This is a genomic window from Rhizobium metallidurans (assembly GCF_014196505.1).
Taxonomy (GTDB): Bacteria; Pseudomonadota; Alphaproteobacteria; order Rhizobiales; family Rhizobiaceae; genus Rhizobium; species Rhizobium metallidurans.
Window position 1 is genome coordinate 134,206 of record NZ_JACIDW010000003.1, and the last position, 16,045, is coordinate 150,250.

The 16,045-nt window shown below is 61.6% G+C and carries 17 protein-coding genes; 8 read left to right on the forward strand and 9 right to left on the reverse strand.

Annotation, left to right across the window (positions count from 1 at the left end):
• Nucleotides 1–3: 3 nt before the first annotated feature.
• From GGQ67_RS07315 to GGQ67_RS07330, 4 genes are all read right to left on the reverse strand, one after another.
• On the reverse strand, nt 4–327 hold the full coding sequence (locus GGQ67_RS07315) for a type II toxin-antitoxin system RelE/ParE family toxin (protein ID WP_246400142.1): 324 nt from the start codon (nt 325–327) through the stop codon (nt 4–6).
• The gene (locus GGQ67_RS07320; protein ID WP_183899534.1) at nt 266–580 is read right to left on the reverse strand and encodes a type II toxin-antitoxin system ParD family antitoxin; all 315 of its coding nucleotides are present in this window, start codon (nt 578–580) and stop codon (nt 266–268) included. Before GGQ67_RS07320 ends, GGQ67_RS07315 begins: the two co-directional genes overlap by 62 nt.
• 78 nt (nt 581–658) lie before the next feature.
• The gene (gene alr, locus GGQ67_RS07325) at nt 659–1,825 is read right to left on the reverse strand and encodes an alanine racemase (protein WP_183899535.1); all 1,167 of its coding nucleotides are present in this window, start codon (nt 1,823–1,825) and stop codon (nt 659–661) included.
• Nucleotides 1,826–1,923: 98 nt separating this feature from the next.
• A complete protein-coding gene (locus GGQ67_RS07330; protein WP_183899536.1) occupies nt 1,924–3,417 on the reverse strand; it encodes a replicative DNA helicase in 1,494 nt (497 codons plus the stop codon).
• A gap of 329 nt (nt 3,418–3,746) precedes the next feature.
• On the opposite strand from GGQ67_RS07330, the gene GGQ67_RS07335 reads away from it, so the two are divergent.
• The 3 genes from GGQ67_RS07335 to GGQ67_RS07345 are packed head-to-tail and all read left to right on the forward strand — an operon-like array spanning nt 3,747 to nt 6,957.
• Complete coding sequence (locus GGQ67_RS07335; protein ID WP_026283054.1) at nt 3,747–4,190, forward strand: MarR family transcriptional regulator; 444 nt, start codon at nt 3,747–3,749, stop codon at nt 4,188–4,190.
• A gap of 10 nt (nt 4,191–4,200) precedes the next feature.
• Entirely contained in the window at nt 4,201–5,877 is a 1,677-nt protein-coding gene (locus GGQ67_RS07340) for an MFS transporter (protein WP_183899537.1), read from the forward strand.
• A 15-nt stretch (nt 5,878–5,892) separates the two neighbouring features.
• Nucleotides 5,893–6,957 carry an HlyD family secretion protein gene (locus GGQ67_RS07345; protein WP_183899538.1) on the forward strand — a complete coding sequence of 355 codons (1,065 nt, stop codon included), beginning with the start codon at nt 5,893–5,895 and terminating at the stop codon, nt 6,955–6,957.
• 75 nt (nt 6,958–7,032) lie between these two features.
• Here the strand turns inward: GGQ67_RS07345 and rplI are convergent, their stop codons facing one another.
• From rplI to GGQ67_RS07370, 5 genes are all read right to left on the reverse strand, one after another.
• Nucleotides 7,033–7,608 carry a 50S ribosomal protein L9 gene (gene rplI / locus GGQ67_RS07350; protein WP_018898761.1) on the reverse strand — a complete coding sequence of 192 codons (576 nt, stop codon included), beginning with the start codon at nt 7,606–7,608 and terminating at the stop codon, nt 7,033–7,035.
• Between the two features lie 21 nt (nt 7,609–7,629).
• The gene (locus GGQ67_RS07355; protein ID WP_183899539.1) at nt 7,630–8,616 is read right to left on the reverse strand and encodes a YybS family protein; all 987 of its coding nucleotides are present in this window, start codon (nt 8,614–8,616) and stop codon (nt 7,630–7,632) included.
• A 155-nt stretch (nt 8,617–8,771) separates the two neighbouring features.
• A complete protein-coding gene (rpsR, locus tag GGQ67_RS07360; RefSeq protein WP_007531286.1) occupies nt 8,772–9,020 on the reverse strand; it encodes a 30S ribosomal protein S18 in 249 nt (82 codons plus the stop codon).
• Nucleotides 9,021–9,032: 12 nt separating this feature from the next.
• Nucleotides 9,033–9,491 (reverse strand): 30S ribosomal protein S6, encoded by a 459-nt coding sequence (gene rpsF / locus GGQ67_RS07365; protein ID WP_037180256.1) that lies wholly within the window; start codon nt 9,489–9,491, stop codon nt 9,033–9,035.
• Between the two features lie 350 nt (nt 9,492–9,841).
• Entirely contained in the window at nt 9,842–10,885 is a 1,044-nt protein-coding gene (locus GGQ67_RS07370) for an aldo/keto reductase (protein ID WP_183899540.1), read from the reverse strand.
• A 206-nt stretch (nt 10,886–11,091) separates the two neighbouring features.
• Here GGQ67_RS07370 and fabD point away from each other — a divergent pair, with 206 nt between their 5' ends.
• The 5 genes from fabD to mltG all read left to right on the forward strand — a co-directional run bounded on the left by fabD (nt 11,092) and on the right by mltG (nt 16,040).
• Nucleotides 11,092–12,036, forward strand: coding sequence for an ACP S-malonyltransferase (fabD, locus tag GGQ67_RS07375; RefSeq protein WP_183899541.1), 945 nt, complete (start codon nt 11,092–11,094; stop codon nt 12,034–12,036).
• 29 nt (nt 12,037–12,065) lie between these two features.
• Nucleotides 12,066–12,803: a 3-oxoacyl-[acyl-carrier-protein] reductase gene (gene fabG / locus GGQ67_RS07380; RefSeq protein WP_183899542.1), complete on the forward strand. Its 738-nt coding sequence runs from the start codon at nt 12,066–12,068 to the stop codon at nt 12,801–12,803.
• Between the two features lie 291 nt (nt 12,804–13,094).
• Nucleotides 13,095–13,331, forward strand: a complete 237-nt coding sequence (locus GGQ67_RS07385; protein ID WP_003502080.1) for an acyl carrier protein — start codon at nt 13,095–13,097, stop codon at nt 13,329–13,331.
• Nucleotides 13,332–13,424: 93 nt separating this feature from the next.
• A complete protein-coding gene (gene fabF / locus GGQ67_RS07390) occupies nt 13,425–14,687 on the forward strand; it encodes a beta-ketoacyl-ACP synthase II (protein WP_183899543.1) in 1,263 nt (420 codons plus the stop codon).
• 117 nt (nt 14,688–14,804) lie between these two features.
• Nucleotides 14,805–16,040 (forward strand): endolytic transglycosylase MltG, encoded by a 1,236-nt coding sequence (gene mltG / locus GGQ67_RS07395; RefSeq protein WP_183899544.1) that lies wholly within the window; start codon nt 14,805–14,807, stop codon nt 16,038–16,040.
• Nucleotides 16,041–16,045: the final 5 nt, after the last annotated feature.

The window sequence follows — 16,045 nt, forward strand, 5'->3', positions numbered from 1 at the left end:
GGATCAGTCTTCTTGTTCTGTCTGATAAAAACGCAGGAAATGTGAGAGCTCGATCTTCTGCCGTCCATGCAGCACGCGCAGGACGGAAAGCCTCTCATCATCAATGAAGAAATAGATACAGCGATTACGATAAGGGAAAGCCCGCAAACCGGGAATGAACTCGCGCGGACTTCCGGCTATGCCGAGCTTTGCTATCCATTCGATCTTGGCGTTGATGTCATCGAGAAAACGGCGCGCAGCAAGCGCATCGAAGGCTGCAATATGATCATACATGCCGAGAAGATCGTCCAGCGCCTCGAACGACATTTTCAGCTGACGCGGTCGCATTCTTTCGTTCCTCCGCCATCATGAGAATGTGCTTTGTCAGATCTTCGGCGCTTTCGAACGTGATGGCGCGTCCGGCATCGATGTCATCGATGCCCTGTTGGATCAGATGGCGCAGTTCCTGTATCTCGCCTTCTTCGCTGCCAAGCAGTCTCAACCCGGCCGCAATAACTTCTTCGGCGTTTCGGTATCGTCCGTCCGCTACCTGCTCCTCGATGAAGGTGAGGTCTTGCTCGCTGAGATGGATCTCGGTCATTTCGATCTCCTTTTGTTCTCTTTTAGCATGAAGATTTCAGGCTTCCAAGAGGCACAGGCAGGGATTCCGGGCATGCGCTCAGTCGTCCTCGCTCAGATACCGCCGTTCGTGGCGCAGTCCCATGCTCGTCAGCACTTCGTAGCCGATCGTACCCGCGGCCCGCGCTACGTCGTCGACCGCGATGTTCTTCCCGAAAAGCTCGACATAATCGCCGGCGCTGACCGCGTTCTCGGGCAGGTCGGTGATGTCGAAGATCGTCAGATCCATCGTGACCCGCCCGGCGATCGGCACCCTGCGGCCGGCGATGAAGCCGTGGCCACCCTGCGGCGCCACGTGGCGCAAAGGTACGCCGCCGCTGGATTGGCTGCGCGGATAGCCGTCGGCGTAGCCGGCCGAGACGATGGCGAGCCGGCTGTCGCGGGTGAGCTCCAGCGCACGACCATAGCCGACGGCTTGGCCTGCCTTGGCATCACGCACCTGAATGACGCGCGCTTCGGCCGTCACGACGGAACGCATCGGATTGGCCATCCCGTTCACCGCTTCACCGCCATAGAGAGCGATACCGGGACGGGTCAGGTCGAAGTGATAGTCGCTGCCGAGAAAGATGCCGGCGGAGGCAGACAGGCTTGAATCGATACCTTCATAGGCGGCGCTAACCTTGCGGAATGATTCAAGCTGTTGCCTGTTCATCGCCGAGTTCGGATCGTCGCCGCAGGCGAGGTGGCTCATGACAAGCACGGGCGCGAAACTCGCCGGACGCGACACGTCGTCGGCGAGCGCGATCGCCTCGTTCATGTCGAGGCCGAGACGGTTGAAGCCGGTATCGACATGCAGCGCGCAAGGGTAGTCGCCATACTCGGCCAGCACCGCCATCCAGAAGGCGAGCTGCTCCTCCGACGATATGACCGGCACGAGGTCGTTCTCGAAGAAGCGCCGCTCGGTTCCCGGCCAGATGCCTGATAGCACGAAGATCCGGGCGTCCGGCGCGTAGAGCCTCAGCGTCACGCCCTCATCGACGGTCGCCACGAAGAAGTGCCGTGCGCCGGCCAGATAAAGCGCCTCGCCGGCGTCCTCCATCCCGGTGCTATAGGCATCGGCCTTGACCACGGCCGCCGTGCGCGCCTTGCCGGAACGCCGCGCCATGTCACGCCAATTATCGGTCAGCGCGGCCAGGTCCACCGTCAGGCGCAAACCCGCGGAGGCAAAACGGTCTTCTTCTTCGTAGTCGTCGGGAAAATCGGTCATAGTTCGCACCAAGAAAGTTGGCCGGCAGATGCAATCTCCGGCCAGTTTAGGGAGCAAGTGTGATGGGTGGAAGAACAGTCGGGCGCTTGCTCAGGCCCTTACTGCTCTTCGTAATGCGTGAAGCTCGGTTCGGCCAGGTCGGCGAATCGGGTGAACTCCGACTGGAAGGCGAGCTTGACGGTGCCGGTCGGCCCGTGGCGCTGCTTGGCGATGATGACGTCGGCCGTGCCCTTCACCTTCTCGAACAGCGCTTCCCACTCCGGATATTTCGGATCGTGGATGTCGCGCGGCTCCAGGTTCTTGACGTAATACTCCTCGCGGAACACGAAGAGCACGACGTCGGCGTCCTGCTCGATCGAGCCCGATTCACGAAGGTCGGAGAGCTGCGGGCGCTTGTCCTCGCGGCTTTCGACCTGACGCGACAGCTGCGACAGCGCGATGATCGGCACGTTGAGTTCCTTGCCGAGCGCCTTGAGGCCTGTCGTGATCTGGGTGATTTCCTGCACGCGGTTGTCGCCCTTGCCGGCGCCCGTCATCAGCTGGATGTAGTCCACCACGAGGCAATCGAGGCCGCGCTGGCGCTTCAGGCGGCGCGCGCGGGCGGATAGCTGGGCGATCGAGATACCGCCGGTCTGGTCGATATAGAGCGGCACCTTCTGCATCATCATCGAGCAGGCGACGAGCTTTTCGAAATCGGCGTCGTTGATGTCGCCGCGGCGGATCTTCGATGAGGACACTTCCGTCTGCTCGGAGATGATACGGGTGGCCAGCTGTTCGGACGACATTTCGAGCGAGTAGAAGCCGACGACACCGCCCTGTTTCGCCTTCATGCTGCCGTCGGACTGCACTTCGCCTTCATAGGCGGCGGCGATGTTGTAGGCGATGTTTGTCGCAAGCGAGGTCTTGCCCATGCCCGGGCGTCCGGCAAGCACGATCAAGTCCGACCGCTGCAGGCCGCCCATCTTGCCGTCGAGCGACATGATGCCGGTGGAAATGCCCGAGAGGCCGCCATCGCGCTCCTTGGCGACCGCAGCCATGTCGATCGCCAGCGCCACCGCGTCGTTGAACGCCTGGAAGCCGCCGTCGTAGCGGCCGTTTTCGGCAAGTTCGAACAGGCGGCGCTCGGTATCTTCGATCTGCGCCTGCGGCGGCATGTCGAGCGGCGCGTCGTAGGCGATGTTGACGACGTCCTCGCCGATCGTGATCAGCGCCCGGCGCAGCGCCAGATCGTAGATCGCGCGGCCGTAGTCCTCGGCGTTGATGATCGTCACGGCCTCGCGCGCGAGACGCGCGAGATACTCCGAAACCGTCATGTCGCCGACCTTTTCGTCGGCCTTCAGGAAGGTCTTGATCGTCACCGGATTGGCGATCTTGCCCATGCGGATGATATCGCCGGCGACCTCGAAGATCTTGCGGTGCAGCGGCTCATAGAGATGCGGCGGCTTGAGGAAGTCCGACACCCGGTAATAGGCGTCGTTGTTCATCAGGATCGCGCCGAGAAGTGCCTGCTCGGCCTCGATGTTGTTGGGAGCTTCGCGGTAGTGCTGTTCCGGCTGGGCAACAGCGGCGATCTTTCGGGCGGCGTCGTTCATCTTGATCCGTTCTGTCTTATTCAGCTTCGGGTTTGCAATTCACCAACGGCAAAATCAAGTGCTGAGCATGGCGCACGGCCAAAACGCTTTGGCTTTGGCAAGTTGTTCGACTTCTCCACAGCGCATCGTGCCATCGCGCGAAAATACCGGCGGTGTAGCCATCAGGACACGGTACAAAGCGACTCACGCGAATCAACGCGTTCGTGGTATTTTAGGCTTTGGTAAGGGAGTGTGCATCGAGACTCTCGTCATTGCCCCTTGAAAAACACGGAAAATGACTGTAGGCATAAAAAATATAATAAGCACACTAATTAAATAGGCTGATAAATATGACAAATGCGCCTCTCGGACGAGAGTTGATTGAAGATTTGGCGGCTTTCAACCGAAAGCTTAGAGCGGTTTTCGACAAGATCGTCCGGGAACGGAACATGACGCTGCCGCGGGCGCGGGTGTTCTTCACGCTGAACAAGAAGGACGGCATCAACCAGCGCGAGCTTGCAGACCGGCTGGAGCTGGAAACGCCGACGCTGGTCCGTATTCTGGACGCGATGGAAGGGCAGGGCTTCGTCGAGCGCCGCGTCGCGGGTTCAGATCGCCGTGCCAAGGAAATCTACATCACCGAGACAGGCAAGGTCGTCGCCGGCGAGATCGACGACATCGCCGTCAGCGTGCGAGCCCAGGTGATCGCAGGTATTCCCGAACGCGACCTGAGGACTACCTTGGATACGATACGGGCGATGCAGGCGAATTTGCAGGGCATTCGCGGGGTGTGAGGAAATAGCGATGAGCCTCGTCCAGGCGTCCAGCGACACTGTTGCGCCGAAAGCCGCGGACGAGACGACGGGACAGGAGCCGCAGCCCGCACCTCCGCCCGTGGTGCTGATGCCGGGCTGGAAGAAGCCTTTCTATATGGCCGCCTCGGTTCTGCTGTTTGTCACGCAGGGCCTCGGCATGAACCTCGTGAATGCCAATATCTACCAGCTCCAGGGATCGTTTTCGGCAACGGCGGCCGAGGTCTCCTGGCTGTCGGCGGCCTATATGGCGCCCTATGCCAGCCTGTCGATCGCGCTCTTCAAGATCCGTACGCAATATGGCCTGAGGCGCTTCGCCGAGTTCAGCATCATCTGCTTCGTCCTTGCCGCGGTGCTGAACCTTCTGGTGACCGATCTGCGCTCGGCCGTCATCGTCCGGGCGCTGAGTGGCATAGCGGCCGCGCCGATCTCGACGCTCGGCTTTCTCTACATGCTGGAACTGTTTCCGCCGGAGCGCAAGTTGACGACAGGCATCAGCATGGCGCTGATGTGCACGCTGTTCGCCGCTCCGATCGCGCGCATCATCTCGCCGTCGCTGCTTGATCTCGGCGGCTACCACGCGCTCTACACGCTGGAGATGGGGCTGGCGCTGCTGGCCTTCGCCGTCATCTACACCATGCCTCTGACGGCGCCGCCGCGCGCGATCGTCATTCAGCGCATGGATATTCTGAGTTATCTCCTGCTTGCCGTCGGTTTCGGCTGTCTCGCCGTCGCTTTGACGCTTGGACGGCTCTACTGGTGGTTCGAGGCGCCGTGGATCGGCGTTCTGCTTGCCGTCGCGGCCGCTTGCCTGGCGCTGGTGGTGGCCATCGAGCTGCCGCGCGAAAATCCGATGCTCGATATCCGCTGGGTGCTGTCGGGACCCAATCTCAGGATGGCGGGCGTCTTGCTGATGTTCCGCTTCGTCTCGTCCGAGCAATCGTCGACGGCTGCCAGCTTCTATCAGCAGCTTGGCCTCCTCAACGATCAGACGACGAAGCTCTACGCGGTCGTTCTGGTCGCTTCCGTCGCGGGTGGATTGTTCTGCGCGCTGTTGATGACGACGCGCTACGTCAATACCGCGCATCTCATATCGCTGGTGCTCATCGCGGCAGGCGCCTATCTCGACAGCCTGTCGACCAGCCTGACGCGGCCGGAGCAGATGTATCTCAGCCAGGCGCTGGTCTCCGCGGGCGCGGCGATGTTCCTGCCGCCGGTGATGGCGAGCGGCTTCAAGGCGGCGATGGCCCGAGGCATGCCCTTCATCGTCAATTTCCTGGCGATCTTCCTCTTCACCCAGAGCATCGGCTCGCTCTTCGGCTCGGCCATGCTCGGCACCTTCGTCACCATCCGCGAGAAATTTCATTCCAACGCGCTGGTCGAACATATCCTGTTGCAGGATCCGCTGGTCGCCCAGCGCGTGTCGCAGCTGTCCGCGGGCTACGGCAAGGTCATCACCGACCAGACATTGCTCAACGCCGAAGGCATCGCATTGCTGTCCCAGCAGGTCTCGCGTGAGGCCTATACGCTTGCCTACAACGACACCTTCCTTGCCATCTGCGTTGCATCTCTGCTCGGTCTCCTTGTCATGCTCGTCCATCAGGCATGGCTGCGCCTCTCCACGCGCCGGGACGCCGAGCCGAGTGCCTCCACAGCCGTTCAATCCTGATCACGAGTTCACCGCATGTCGAAATTATTCCGGTCGCCCGCCAGTCTCATCGCCATTCTCGCCGGTATCGCGGGCGTCCTGCTCGTGCTTTACGCCTGGCGCCTGCCGCCCTTCGTCACATCGGTCGAAACGACCGATAACGCCTATATCAGGGGCTACGTGACGATCATGAGCCCGCAGGTGAACGGCTATATCGTTGATGTTCCCGTAAAGGACTACCAGCAGGTCAGGCAGGGCGATGTGCTGGCCAAGATCGATGACCGCATCTACACGCAGAAGCTCGCCCAGGCCCGCTCGGCGCTCGAGGGCCAGAAGGCGTCGCTCGAAAATTCCCGCCAGTCGGAACTGTCGGCGAAGGCGACCATCGCCTCCAGCCAGGCTCAGATCGATAGTGCCAACGCCTCGCTCAAGCGCGCGCAGCTCGCCTGGGATCGGATCAGCAACCTCAACGACAGAGGCATTGCCTCGGCCAGCGAATCCGAGCAGGCGCAGGCGACGCTCGAGGAGGCGAAGGCGGCGTTGAACCAGGCGCAGTCGGCGCTGGAAGTGTCGAAGCAAAATATGGCGACCATCATCGTCAATCGCTCCCTGCTGGAGGCCAATGTCGCAAGCGCCGAGGCGACGGTGAAACTCGCCGAGATCGACCTCCAGAACACGTCGATCGTGGCGCCGCGCGATGGCCATCTCGGCGAGATCGGCGTTCGTCTCGGCCAGTATGTGGCGGCGGGCACGCAACTGATGGCTGTGGTGCCGGAAGATGTCTGGGTCGTCGCCAATTTCAAGGAGACGCAGCTCGAGGGCATGCAGGTCGGCCAGCCCGTCTCGATCGTGGTCGATGCCTTGGGCCGCCAGCGGCTCACCGGCCGCATCGAGCGCTTTTCGCCCGCGGCCGGCTCCGAATTCGCTGTCATCAAGGCCGACAACGCCACCGGCAATTTCGTCAAGATCGCCCAGCGCGTGGGCGTGCGCATCAGCATCGATCCCGACCAGCCGGCGGCCAAGGGCTTGGGGCCGGGCCTGTCGGTCGTCGTCAGCGTCGACAAGAGCGCAGAGCCGGAGCGGAAGACGGCGGCCAATTAGTCTTCTGAACAGCGGACAGCAAAAAGCCGGGCGCGAGGCCCGGCTTTCGCATTCCGGAGATTGCTCTCCTGAACCTTATTCGTCTTCGGCGTTGCCGTCGGCTTCCGGATCGAAGAAGTCTTCCGGACGCAGAGCGTCTTCGTCCACGCCGTAGATGGCGTCGACCGACGTCAGGGTTTCGCCCTTGGCCTGGCGCTCGGCTTCGTCAGCCGAACGGGCAACGTTGAGCTCGATCTTGATCTCGACTTCGGCATGCAGCTGCAGTTCGACCTGGTGCAGACCGATCGTCTTGATCGGGGTGTTCAGGTGAACCTGGTTACGGCCGATGTTGAAGCCTTCGGCGGCCAGGATTTCAACGACGTCGCGAGCAGCGACCGAGCCGTACATCTGGCCGGTTTCGCCAGCCGAACGAACGACGATGAAGGACTTGCCTTCGAGAGCGTCGGCAACGGTCTGTGCTTCCGACTTGCGCTCGAGGTTGCGGGCTTCGAGCGTCGCGCGCTCGGATTCGAAACGCTTCTTGTTGGCGTCGTTGGCGCGCAGAGCCTTGCCGAGCGGCAGCAGGTAGTTACGGGCAAAGCCGTCCTTTACCTTGACCACTTCGCCCATCTGGCCGAGCTTGGAGATGCGTTCGAGAAGAATGACATCCATGTTAGAGTTCCTTTCGTGTTCCTAGAGTTTTGAATCTGTCTGTTTGGGGGCATCAGCATCCTTGTTCGGGGTGAGCGCGATCGCCTTGCGGGTATCGCTGAGCCCCAGAACGAGGATGAAAAGGGCTGGCAGCATCAACATGAGGGATGCCAGGTAGCAGAGAACGAGCGCCGGCAGGCGCCAATCCTTGCCGCGCGTGCGAAAATGCAGCGCGGCGAAACCGGAGAGAAGGAAGCCGGCACCGAACGTGCCGACGACGGTTGCTCCGACCATCGCCGGGATGCCGCCCAGAAAGGTAGCGGCAAGCCCGAGAAGGAAGATGAAGATCGTGTTGCGGTTCATCCTCAGCGAAGAGGGGATATCCTCGCGGGGACGCAGGCCGCCGCCGGATGCCGCGACGATGCGGGTCGCGAGGTAATAGGCGGCAAACAGCATCATCACCCACATGCCGCCCTGGATGGCCGGCAGAAGCAGGAGGACGAGCGCCTTGGTCTGCGCGATCACCGTCGCATCCGGCGCGAAGTCGGATTGCTGCTGCGCCACCGAGGCGAACAGCACGTCGACCAGACGGTTGATCAGTTCAGGGCCGTAGCCGATCATCACGCCAACGACGATGACGGCGAGCGTCACCAGTCCGCAGAGATGCAGCAGGATATCCGACAGCGGATACCACGCCATCAGATGATCGGGGCCGCCGAGTTCGGAGGCCGGACGTGCAAGGTTCGCAAGATGGCTGATCCAGCCCGCCGGCAGCAGCGTGACCAGCGTCATCATCACCGCGAAGGACGGCGAGATGGCGATCGCGCCAAGCACGGCAGCGGTGACGACGGCGGAGATCGCCGCCATATTGCCCCAGCCGAGGCCGACGAGAAGAATCGGAAGCGCGGAGGCGGCATAGAGAACGGCGCTGAACGATGACGGCTGCCGGCCCGCGGCAAACACCAGAAACGCGGCGACCAGTCCGGCAAGGGCTCCGACGCCCAGCATTTTTGCATTCAATGGTTTCATGGTCGCTGTCCTGCTTCATCAAGCAGTTAGAGGGCGTTTTCCGAATCGATTTCAGAATGCCTCAACATGGGTTTTAAGGGTTCCGATCCGCGCCCATCGCGAAAGGGAGAAGGGAAGGCATTGCTGCCTTCCCTCGATTTGGTCTCGTCAGCCGATTAAGCGACGACGTACGGCAGCAGGCCGAGGAAACGGGCGCGCTTGATCGCCTGGGCGAGTTCGCGCTGCTTCTTCTGCGAAACAGCCGTGATACGGGAAGGAACGATCTTGCCGCGCTCGGAAATGTAGCGCTGCAGGAGACGAACGTCCTTGTAGTCGATACGCGGAGCGTTTGCACCGGAGAACGGGCAAGTCTTGCGACGACGGTGGAACGGGCGGCGTACCGGTGCGGAGGAAGATTCAGACATTCTCAGTTCTCCTTATGCACGGTCTTCGCGCGGAGCGCGATCGGGACGCGGGCCACGCTGGAAGTCGCCATCACGACGCGGCGGACGATCGCCGAATTCGCGACGCGGGCCACGGTCGGCGCCATCACGCGGGCCGCGGTCGTCGCGGTCGCGCTTCTGCATCATGGCAGACGGGCCTTCTTCGTGAGCTTCAACAGCGATGGTCATGTAGCGAAGGACGTCTTCGCTGATGCGCATCTGACGTTCCATTTCCTGCACGGCAGCAGCCGGGGCGTCGATGTCGACGAGAACGTAGTGAGCCTTGCGGTTCTTCTTGATGCGGTAGGTCAGGGACTTGAGGCCCCAGTTTTCTACGCGCCCGACCTTACCGCCGTTAGCTTCGATAACACCCTTGTACTGTTCTACGAGGGCTTCGACCTGCTGAGCGGAAATATCCTGTCGGGCAAGGAATACATGTTCATAAAGAGCCATGACAGCTTTGCCTTTCTTGCGTTTATTCAACCCGATATTCGGCGGCTAAGCCTCAACGACTGCTCCTGATTGGGTGAGCCCAGGCAAGAAAAGCGTTCCGAGACGGTCGAGAGCGGAGACACGGGAGGCTGGAACGCTTCCGTTCCGAACGATTTCCCGTGGGAAACCGGCCCTCCGTTCAGCCACCAGCCAGAAGACCGGGTTTTGCGAACAGGGCGGCTTATACGGATTTTTCACGGAAAGGCAAGCGTCCAATGGATGAGCGCGGCATCGCCTGTCGATATGGTCGAAAACGAAGACGGCCGCCAGTCAAGCTGGCGGCCGTCGTCAAACATCAATCGACGCCGATATCAGATCGGCATCGGATATTCGCGATGCACCTTGTCGATCTCGGCGAGGATGTCGCTCGAAAGCTTGATGCCGGCCGCGTCGATGTCGGTCGTCAGCTGTGCCATGGTCGTCGCGCCGATGATCGCCGATGTCATGAAGCGGCGCGTCAGGCAGAACGCGATGGCCATGGCGGACGGGTCCAGGCCGTGGCGCCTGGCGATTTCGACGTAAGCCTTGGTCGGCGCTTCCTGCAGCGGCTGCAGGCGCCCGCCGATGTCGCCGTTGATCGAGCCGCGTGAGCCACCGGGTACGCTGCCGCCGATGTACTTGCCGCTGAGGATGCCGCCGGCGAGCGGCGAATAGGCGAGCAGGCCCACATCCTCATGGTGAGACATTTCCGCCATGTCGAGATCGTAGTGGCGGTAAAGCAGGTTGTACTCGTTCTGGATGCTGACGACGCGCGGCAGGCCGAGCTGCTCGGCGATCGTCAGATACTTCTGCGTGCCCCAGGTCGTCTCGTTGGAAAGGCCGATCGTGCGCACCTTGCCTTCCTTCACCAGTTCGCCCAGCGTCTCCAGGATGTCGGTGATGTTGGCGAGCGCCTTGGCGCGGTCCTGCTTGAATGGGTCGTAGTGCCAGTTCTGGCGGAAGTGGAAATGACCGCGCACCGGCCAGTGGATCTGATAGAGATCGATATAGTCGGTCTTCAGCCGCTTCAGGCTGGCCTCGATGGCCAGTCGGATATTCTTGCCGTCGGCGCCTTCGCCGCCGCGAATATACGCGCGCCCGGGGCCGGCGACCTTGGTGGCGAGAACGATGTCCTTGCGCTTGCCGGTCTTTTCAAGCCACGTGCCGATGTAGTCTTCGGTGAGACCCTGCGTTTCGGGGGCGACGGGCGTGGTCGGGTAAAGCTCGGCGGTGTCGAAGAAGTTGACGCCCTTTTCGAACGCGTAGTCCATCTGGCCGTGCGCTTCGGCTTCGGAGTTCTGCGAACCCCAGGTCATCGTGCCCAAGCAGATTTCGGACACCGAGATATCGGTGCGACCAAGTTTCTTGTGTTTCATTCGGGAGCCTTAATGGTGATCTTAAAGAAAGAGGTCTTTGAAGGACGGCGCGAATTTAGGCTGGGATTGAGCAAGCGCAAGAGCAAAACTGCGGCTTTGTTGCAGTCGCGAAAGCCTTGGAACGCAGGCCTCCGGCACTTGACTCTCGGGGAAAGAATGTCAATTGGAGGCGAAATGACCGCGGGCCCATATAAAAAGGACATAGGATGACCATCGCTTTCACGTTCCCTGGCCAGGGCAGTCAGGCCGTCGGCATGGGCAAGGATCTTGCCGAGAATTTCGCCGAGGCGCGCGCCGTTTTTGCAGAGGTCGATGACGCTCTCGGCGAGAAGCTGTCCGCGACCATGTTCAACGGCCCCGAGGAAACGCTGACGCTGACCGCCAACGCACAACCGGCGCTGATGGCGGTCTCAATGGCTGTCATCCGCGTGCTCGAAGCCAAGGGCGTCGATCTCAAGGCCAAGGTCTCCTACGTCGCCGGCCACTCGCTCGGCGAATATTCCGCTCTCTGCGCCGCCGGCATGTTCTCGATCGCCGACACCGCGCGCCTGCTGCGCATTCGCGGCAATGCGATGCAGGCTGCCGTCCCCGTCGGCGTCGGCGCCATGGCCGCTATCATCGGCCTCGAACATGCCGACGTGATCGCCGTCTGCGAGGAAGCCTCGGTAATCGGCGCCTGCCAGATCGCCAACGACAATGGCGGCGGCCAGATCGTCATTTCGGGCGAGAAGGCGCCGGTCGAAAAAGCGGCCGCCATCGCCACCGAAAAGGGCGCCAAGCGCGCGATCCTGCTGCCGGTCTCCGCACCCTTCCATTCCACCCTGATGGCACCGGCCGCCGACGCGATGCGCGAAGCGCTGGCAGGTGTCGCGAAGTCGAACCCGGTCGTGCCTGTGATCGCCAATGTGCGCGCCGCGCCCGTCACTGACGCCGAGGAAATCGCCAGGCTGCTCGTCGAGCAGGTCACCGGTCAGGTTCGCTGGCGCGAAACGGTCGAGTGGTTCGCGGCAAACGGTGTGACCACGCTTTACGAACTCGGCGCCGGAAAGGTCCTCACCGGCCTCGCGCGCCGCATCGACAAGAACGTGACCGGCGTCTCGGTCAACTCGCCGGCTGATATCGACGCGGCGGTTGCCGCTCTTCTGGCCTGATTGATTTAACGATTACAAGGAATACTTCCATGCTCGATCTCTCCGGCCGCAAGGCTCTGGTAACCGGTGCCTCTGGCGGCATCGGCGAGGAAATCGCCCGCCTCCTGCACAAGCAGGGCGCCATCGTCGGCCTGCACGGCACCCGCGTCGAAAAGCTTGAGGCGCTGGCCAATGAGCTCGGCGACCGCGTCAAGATCTTCCCGGCGAACCTCGCCGATCGCGACGAGGTCAAGGCGCTCGGCGTCAAGGCCGAAGCCGAACTCGACGGCGTCGACATTCTGGTCAACAATGCCGGCATCACCAAGGACGGCCTCTTCGTTCGCATGTCCGACGAAGACTGGGACAGCGTAATCGAGGTCAACCTGACGTCGATGTTCCGCCTGACCCGCGAGCTGACCCATCCGATGATGCGCCGCCGCTATGGCCGCATCATCAACATCACCTCGATCGTCGGCGTCACGGGCAACCCCGGCCAGGCCAACTACTGCGCCTCCAAGGCCGGCATGATCGGCTTCACCAAGTCGCTGGCGCAGGAGATCGCGACCCGCAACGTGACGGTCAATTGCGTCGCGCCGGGCTTCATCGAGAGCGCGATGACGGGCAAGCTGAACGACAAGCAGAAGGATGCGATCATGGGCGCGATCCCGATGAAGCGCATGGGCACCGGCGCCGAAGTGGCGTCCGCGGTTGCTTACCTGGCTTCGTCGGAAGCGGCCTACATGACGGGCCAGACTTTGCATGTAAATGGTGGCATGGCCATGATCTGAAACGGAAAACTGGCTCTCGGGCCGTTTTTCCCCGCAATAGCCTGTTCACCAACCCTATGGGGTTGATTTTCTGGCTTTGCGGCAGACATAAACCGTGTTAATCGGGCCTTGACTGTGAACAGTCTCCCGAGAAAGAAGACGGACCGGCGGGCTTTTCAAGCAAGCCTGGGACATCTCTGGTAGCCGGGTACAACGAGTTTGCCGAAGGTGGCTTTAGGGCGCCGCAGGCTGAAACAGGGTAGGGTGCCATAAAGGCACTCTGATCAGGATTATAAGGTCGAGGAAACCGACATGAGCGATATCGCAGAACGCGTAAAGAAAATTGTTATTGATCATCTTGGCGTCGACGCCGACAAGGTTGTCGAAGGCGCAAGCTTCATCGACGATCTGGGCGCTGACTCGCTCGACACCGTCGAACTGGTCATGGCGTTCGAAGAAGAATTCGGCGTTGAAATCCCTGACGACGCTGCGGACTCGATCCTGACGGTCGGCGACGCTGTCAAGTTTATCGAAAAGGCCCAGGCTTAATCCTGAGCATTTTAAAAAGGGCGGACCCGGAGTCCGCCCTTTTTATTTCTGGCATGGTCTCCATAGAATACAAAAGGCGGGGGAATGCAGTCGATGAGACGGGTGGTTATTACGGGCACCGGCATGGTGTCTCCCTTGGGATGCGGCACGGAAGTGACCTGGGCTCGCCTGCTGGCGGGTGAAAACGGCGCACGCCTCGTCACCGAGTTCGAAGTCGAAGACCTTCCGGCCAAGATCGCATGCCGCATTCCCGTCGGCGACGGCACCGGCGGCACCTTCAATCAGGATGATTGGATGGAGCCCAAGGAACAGCGCAAGGTCGATCCCTTCATCATCTATGGCATGGCCGCTGCCGACATGGCGCTCAACGATGCCAACTGGCATCCCGAGAGCGACGAAGACCAGATTGCCACCGGCGTCCTCATCGGCTCCGGCATTGGCGGCATCGAAGGCATCGTCGAAGCGGGTTACACGCTGCGCGACAAGGGCCCGCGCCGCATTTCTCCCTTCTTCATTCCCGGCCGCCTGATCAACCTCGTATCCGGCCAGGTCTCGATCCGTCACAAGCTGCGCGGGCCGAACCATTCCGTCGTCACCGCCTGCTCGACCGGCGCGCACGCCATCGGCGATGCTGCCCGTCTGATTGCCTTCGGTGATGCCGATGTCATGGTCGCCGGCGGCACCGAATCGCCGGTCAGCCGCATCTCGCTCGCGGGTTTCGCGGCCTGCAAGGCGCTGTCGACGCAGCACAACGACGATCCCACCAAGGCTTCGCGCCCCTACGACAAGGACCGTGACGGCTTCGTCATGGGCGAGGGCGCCGGCATCGTGGTTCTCGAAGAGCTCGAGCATGCATTGGCACGCGGCGCGCGCATCTACGCCGAAGTGGTCGGCTATGGTCTTTCGGGCGACGCCTACCACATCACCGCGCCGTCCGAGGACGGCGAGGGCGCAGGCCGCTGCATGGCGGCGGCTCTGAAGCGCGCAGGCCTGACGCCTGCCGATGTCGACTATATCAACGCGCATGGCACATCGACCATGGCCGACACGATCGAGCTCGGCGCCGTCGAGCGTCTGGTCGGCGACGCCGCATCGAAGATTTCCATGTCCTCGACCAAGTCCGCCACCGGTCACCTCCTCGGCGCCGCCGGCGCGATCGAGGCGATCTTCGCGACGCTGTCGATCCGCGACAATGTCGTGCCGCCGACGCTCAATCTCGACAACCCCGAGCGCGAGACGAAGATCGATCTCGTTCCGCACAAGGCGCGTCAACGGGAAGTGAACGTGGCGCTGTCGAATTCCTTCGGATTTGGCGGTACAAACGCATCGCTGGTGTTGCGTCGCTACGTCGCCTGAGACTGACCGTCGACGTCCGCAACGGGCAGGGCAGTCCAATCATATGGCTGCCCACCCGCATTTCGCCGCATTGCTTCGCAAGAAGCAGCTTTTGGGGCTAAATTTAGAGGATTGCCGGTGAGCGATACGAACCAGAGCAACGACACGACCGGCCAGCAGGGCCAGCAGTCGCAGAGTGGCCCGATCATTCCGAAGTCGCCTACCGAAGCGCTGCGCCCAGAGCGCGTGCCGGAGCCGCCGAAGCGCTCCAAGAAGGCCAGAAGCCAGGTCGTCATCTTCCTGAACTTCCTGATGACGATCGCCGTGCTTGGCTGCGCGATCGCCGTCGTCGTCTTCTATTACGCGATTTCCGCCTACCAGAGCCCCGGTCCGCTGGAGGCCAACACCAACTTCGTCGTGCGCAATGGCGCCGGCATCACCGAGATCGCGTTCAATCTGGAGCGCAACAACATCATCTCCGACGGCCGCGTCTTCCGCTACCTGACGGCAACGCACCTGAACGAAGGCGAGAGTCTCAAGGCCGGCGAATACGAGATCAAGGCTCGTGCTTCGATGAGCGAGATCATGGAATTGCTGAAATCCGGCAAGTCCATTCTCTATTCGATTTCGTTCCCGGAAGGCCTCAGCGTCCGTCAGATGTTCAACCGCATGAACGAGGATCCGGTGCTGGAAGGCGATCTGCCCGCCGTGCTTCCCGCCGAGGGCAGCCTGCGGCCCGACACCTACAAGTTCTCGCGCGGCACCAAGCGTGCCGAGATCGTTGAGCAGATGGCTGCCGCCCAGCAGAAGCTGGTGGACCAGATCTGGGACAAGCGCGATCAATCGCTGCCGCTCAAGTCGAAGGACGAAATGGTCGTGCTTGCATCCATCGTGGAGAAGGAAACGGGCGTTCCCGACGAGCGTGGCCGCGTCGCCTCGGTGTTCTTCAACCGTATAGCCAAGGGCATGCGCCTGCAGTCGGACCCGACGATTATCTATGGGTTGTTCGGCGGTGACGGCAAGCCGTCCGACAGGCCGATCTACCAGTCGGACCTCAGGAAGGAAACGCCCTACAACACCTATGTGATCAAGGGACTGCCGCCGACGCCGATCGCCAATCCGGGCCGTGACGCGCTCGAGGCTGTCGCCAATCCGTGGAAGACGCAGGACCTCTATTTCGTCGCCGATGGAACGGGTGGCCATCTCTTCGCGACGACGCTCGAAGATCATAATGCGAACGTCAAGCGCTGGCGCAAGCTGGAGGCGGACAAGGGCGCAGATCCCAATATCGCGGTCGATGGGCAGCCCGATGCGGCAACGCCCGCCGATGCGCCTGCGGCTCCCGCCGCGGCCCCGAAGAAGAAAAGAAACTAACCGAT

Excerpts from the sequence above, each read along its gene's own strand:
- GGQ67_RS07315 (WP_246400142.1), bottom strand. The coding sequence starts at position 327 with ATGCGACCGCGTCAGCTGAAAATGTCGTTCGAGGCGCTGGACGATCTT.
- GGQ67_RS07320 (WP_183899534.1), bottom strand. The coding sequence starts at position 580 with ATGACCGAGATCCATCTCAGCGAGCAAGACCTCACCTTCATCGAGGAG.
- alr (WP_183899535.1), bottom strand. The coding sequence starts at position 1,825 with ATGACCGATTTTCCCGACGACTACGAAGAAGAAGACCGTTTTGCCTCC.
- GGQ67_RS07330 (WP_183899536.1), bottom strand. The coding sequence starts at position 3,417 with ATGAACGACGCCGCCCGAAAGATCGCCGCTGTTGCCCAGCCGGAACAG.
- GGQ67_RS07335 (WP_026283054.1), top strand. The coding sequence starts at position 3,747 with ATGACAAATGCGCCTCTCGGACGAGAGTTGATTGAAGATTTGGCGGCT.
- GGQ67_RS07340 (WP_183899537.1), top strand. The coding sequence starts at position 4,201 with ATGAGCCTCGTCCAGGCGTCCAGCGACACTGTTGCGCCGAAAGCCGCG.
- GGQ67_RS07345 (WP_183899538.1), top strand. The coding sequence starts at position 5,893 with ATGTCGAAATTATTCCGGTCGCCCGCCAGTCTCATCGCCATTCTCGCC.
- rplI (WP_018898761.1), bottom strand. The coding sequence starts at position 7,608 with ATGGATGTCATTCTTCTCGAACGCATCTCCAAGCTCGGCCAGATGGGC.
- GGQ67_RS07355 (WP_183899539.1), bottom strand. The coding sequence starts at position 8,616 with ATGAAACCATTGAATGCAAAAATGCTGGGCGTCGGAGCCCTTGCCGGA.
- rpsR (WP_007531286.1), bottom strand. The coding sequence starts at position 9,020 with ATGTCTGAATCTTCCTCCGCACCGGTACGCCGCCCGTTCCACCGTCGT.
- rpsF (WP_037180256.1), bottom strand. The coding sequence starts at position 9,491 with ATGGCTCTTTATGAACATGTATTCCTTGCCCGACAGGATATTTCCGCT.
- GGQ67_RS07370 (WP_183899540.1), bottom strand. The coding sequence starts at position 10,885 with ATGAAACACAAGAAACTTGGTCGCACCGATATCTCGGTGTCCGAAATC.
- fabD (WP_183899541.1), top strand. The coding sequence starts at position 11,092 with ATGACCATCGCTTTCACGTTCCCTGGCCAGGGCAGTCAGGCCGTCGGC.
- fabG (WP_183899542.1), top strand. The coding sequence starts at position 12,066 with ATGCTCGATCTCTCCGGCCGCAAGGCTCTGGTAACCGGTGCCTCTGGC.
- GGQ67_RS07385 (WP_003502080.1), top strand. The coding sequence starts at position 13,095 with ATGAGCGATATCGCAGAACGCGTAAAGAAAATTGTTATTGATCATCTT.
- fabF (WP_183899543.1), top strand. The coding sequence starts at position 13,425 with ATGAGACGGGTGGTTATTACGGGCACCGGCATGGTGTCTCCCTTGGGA.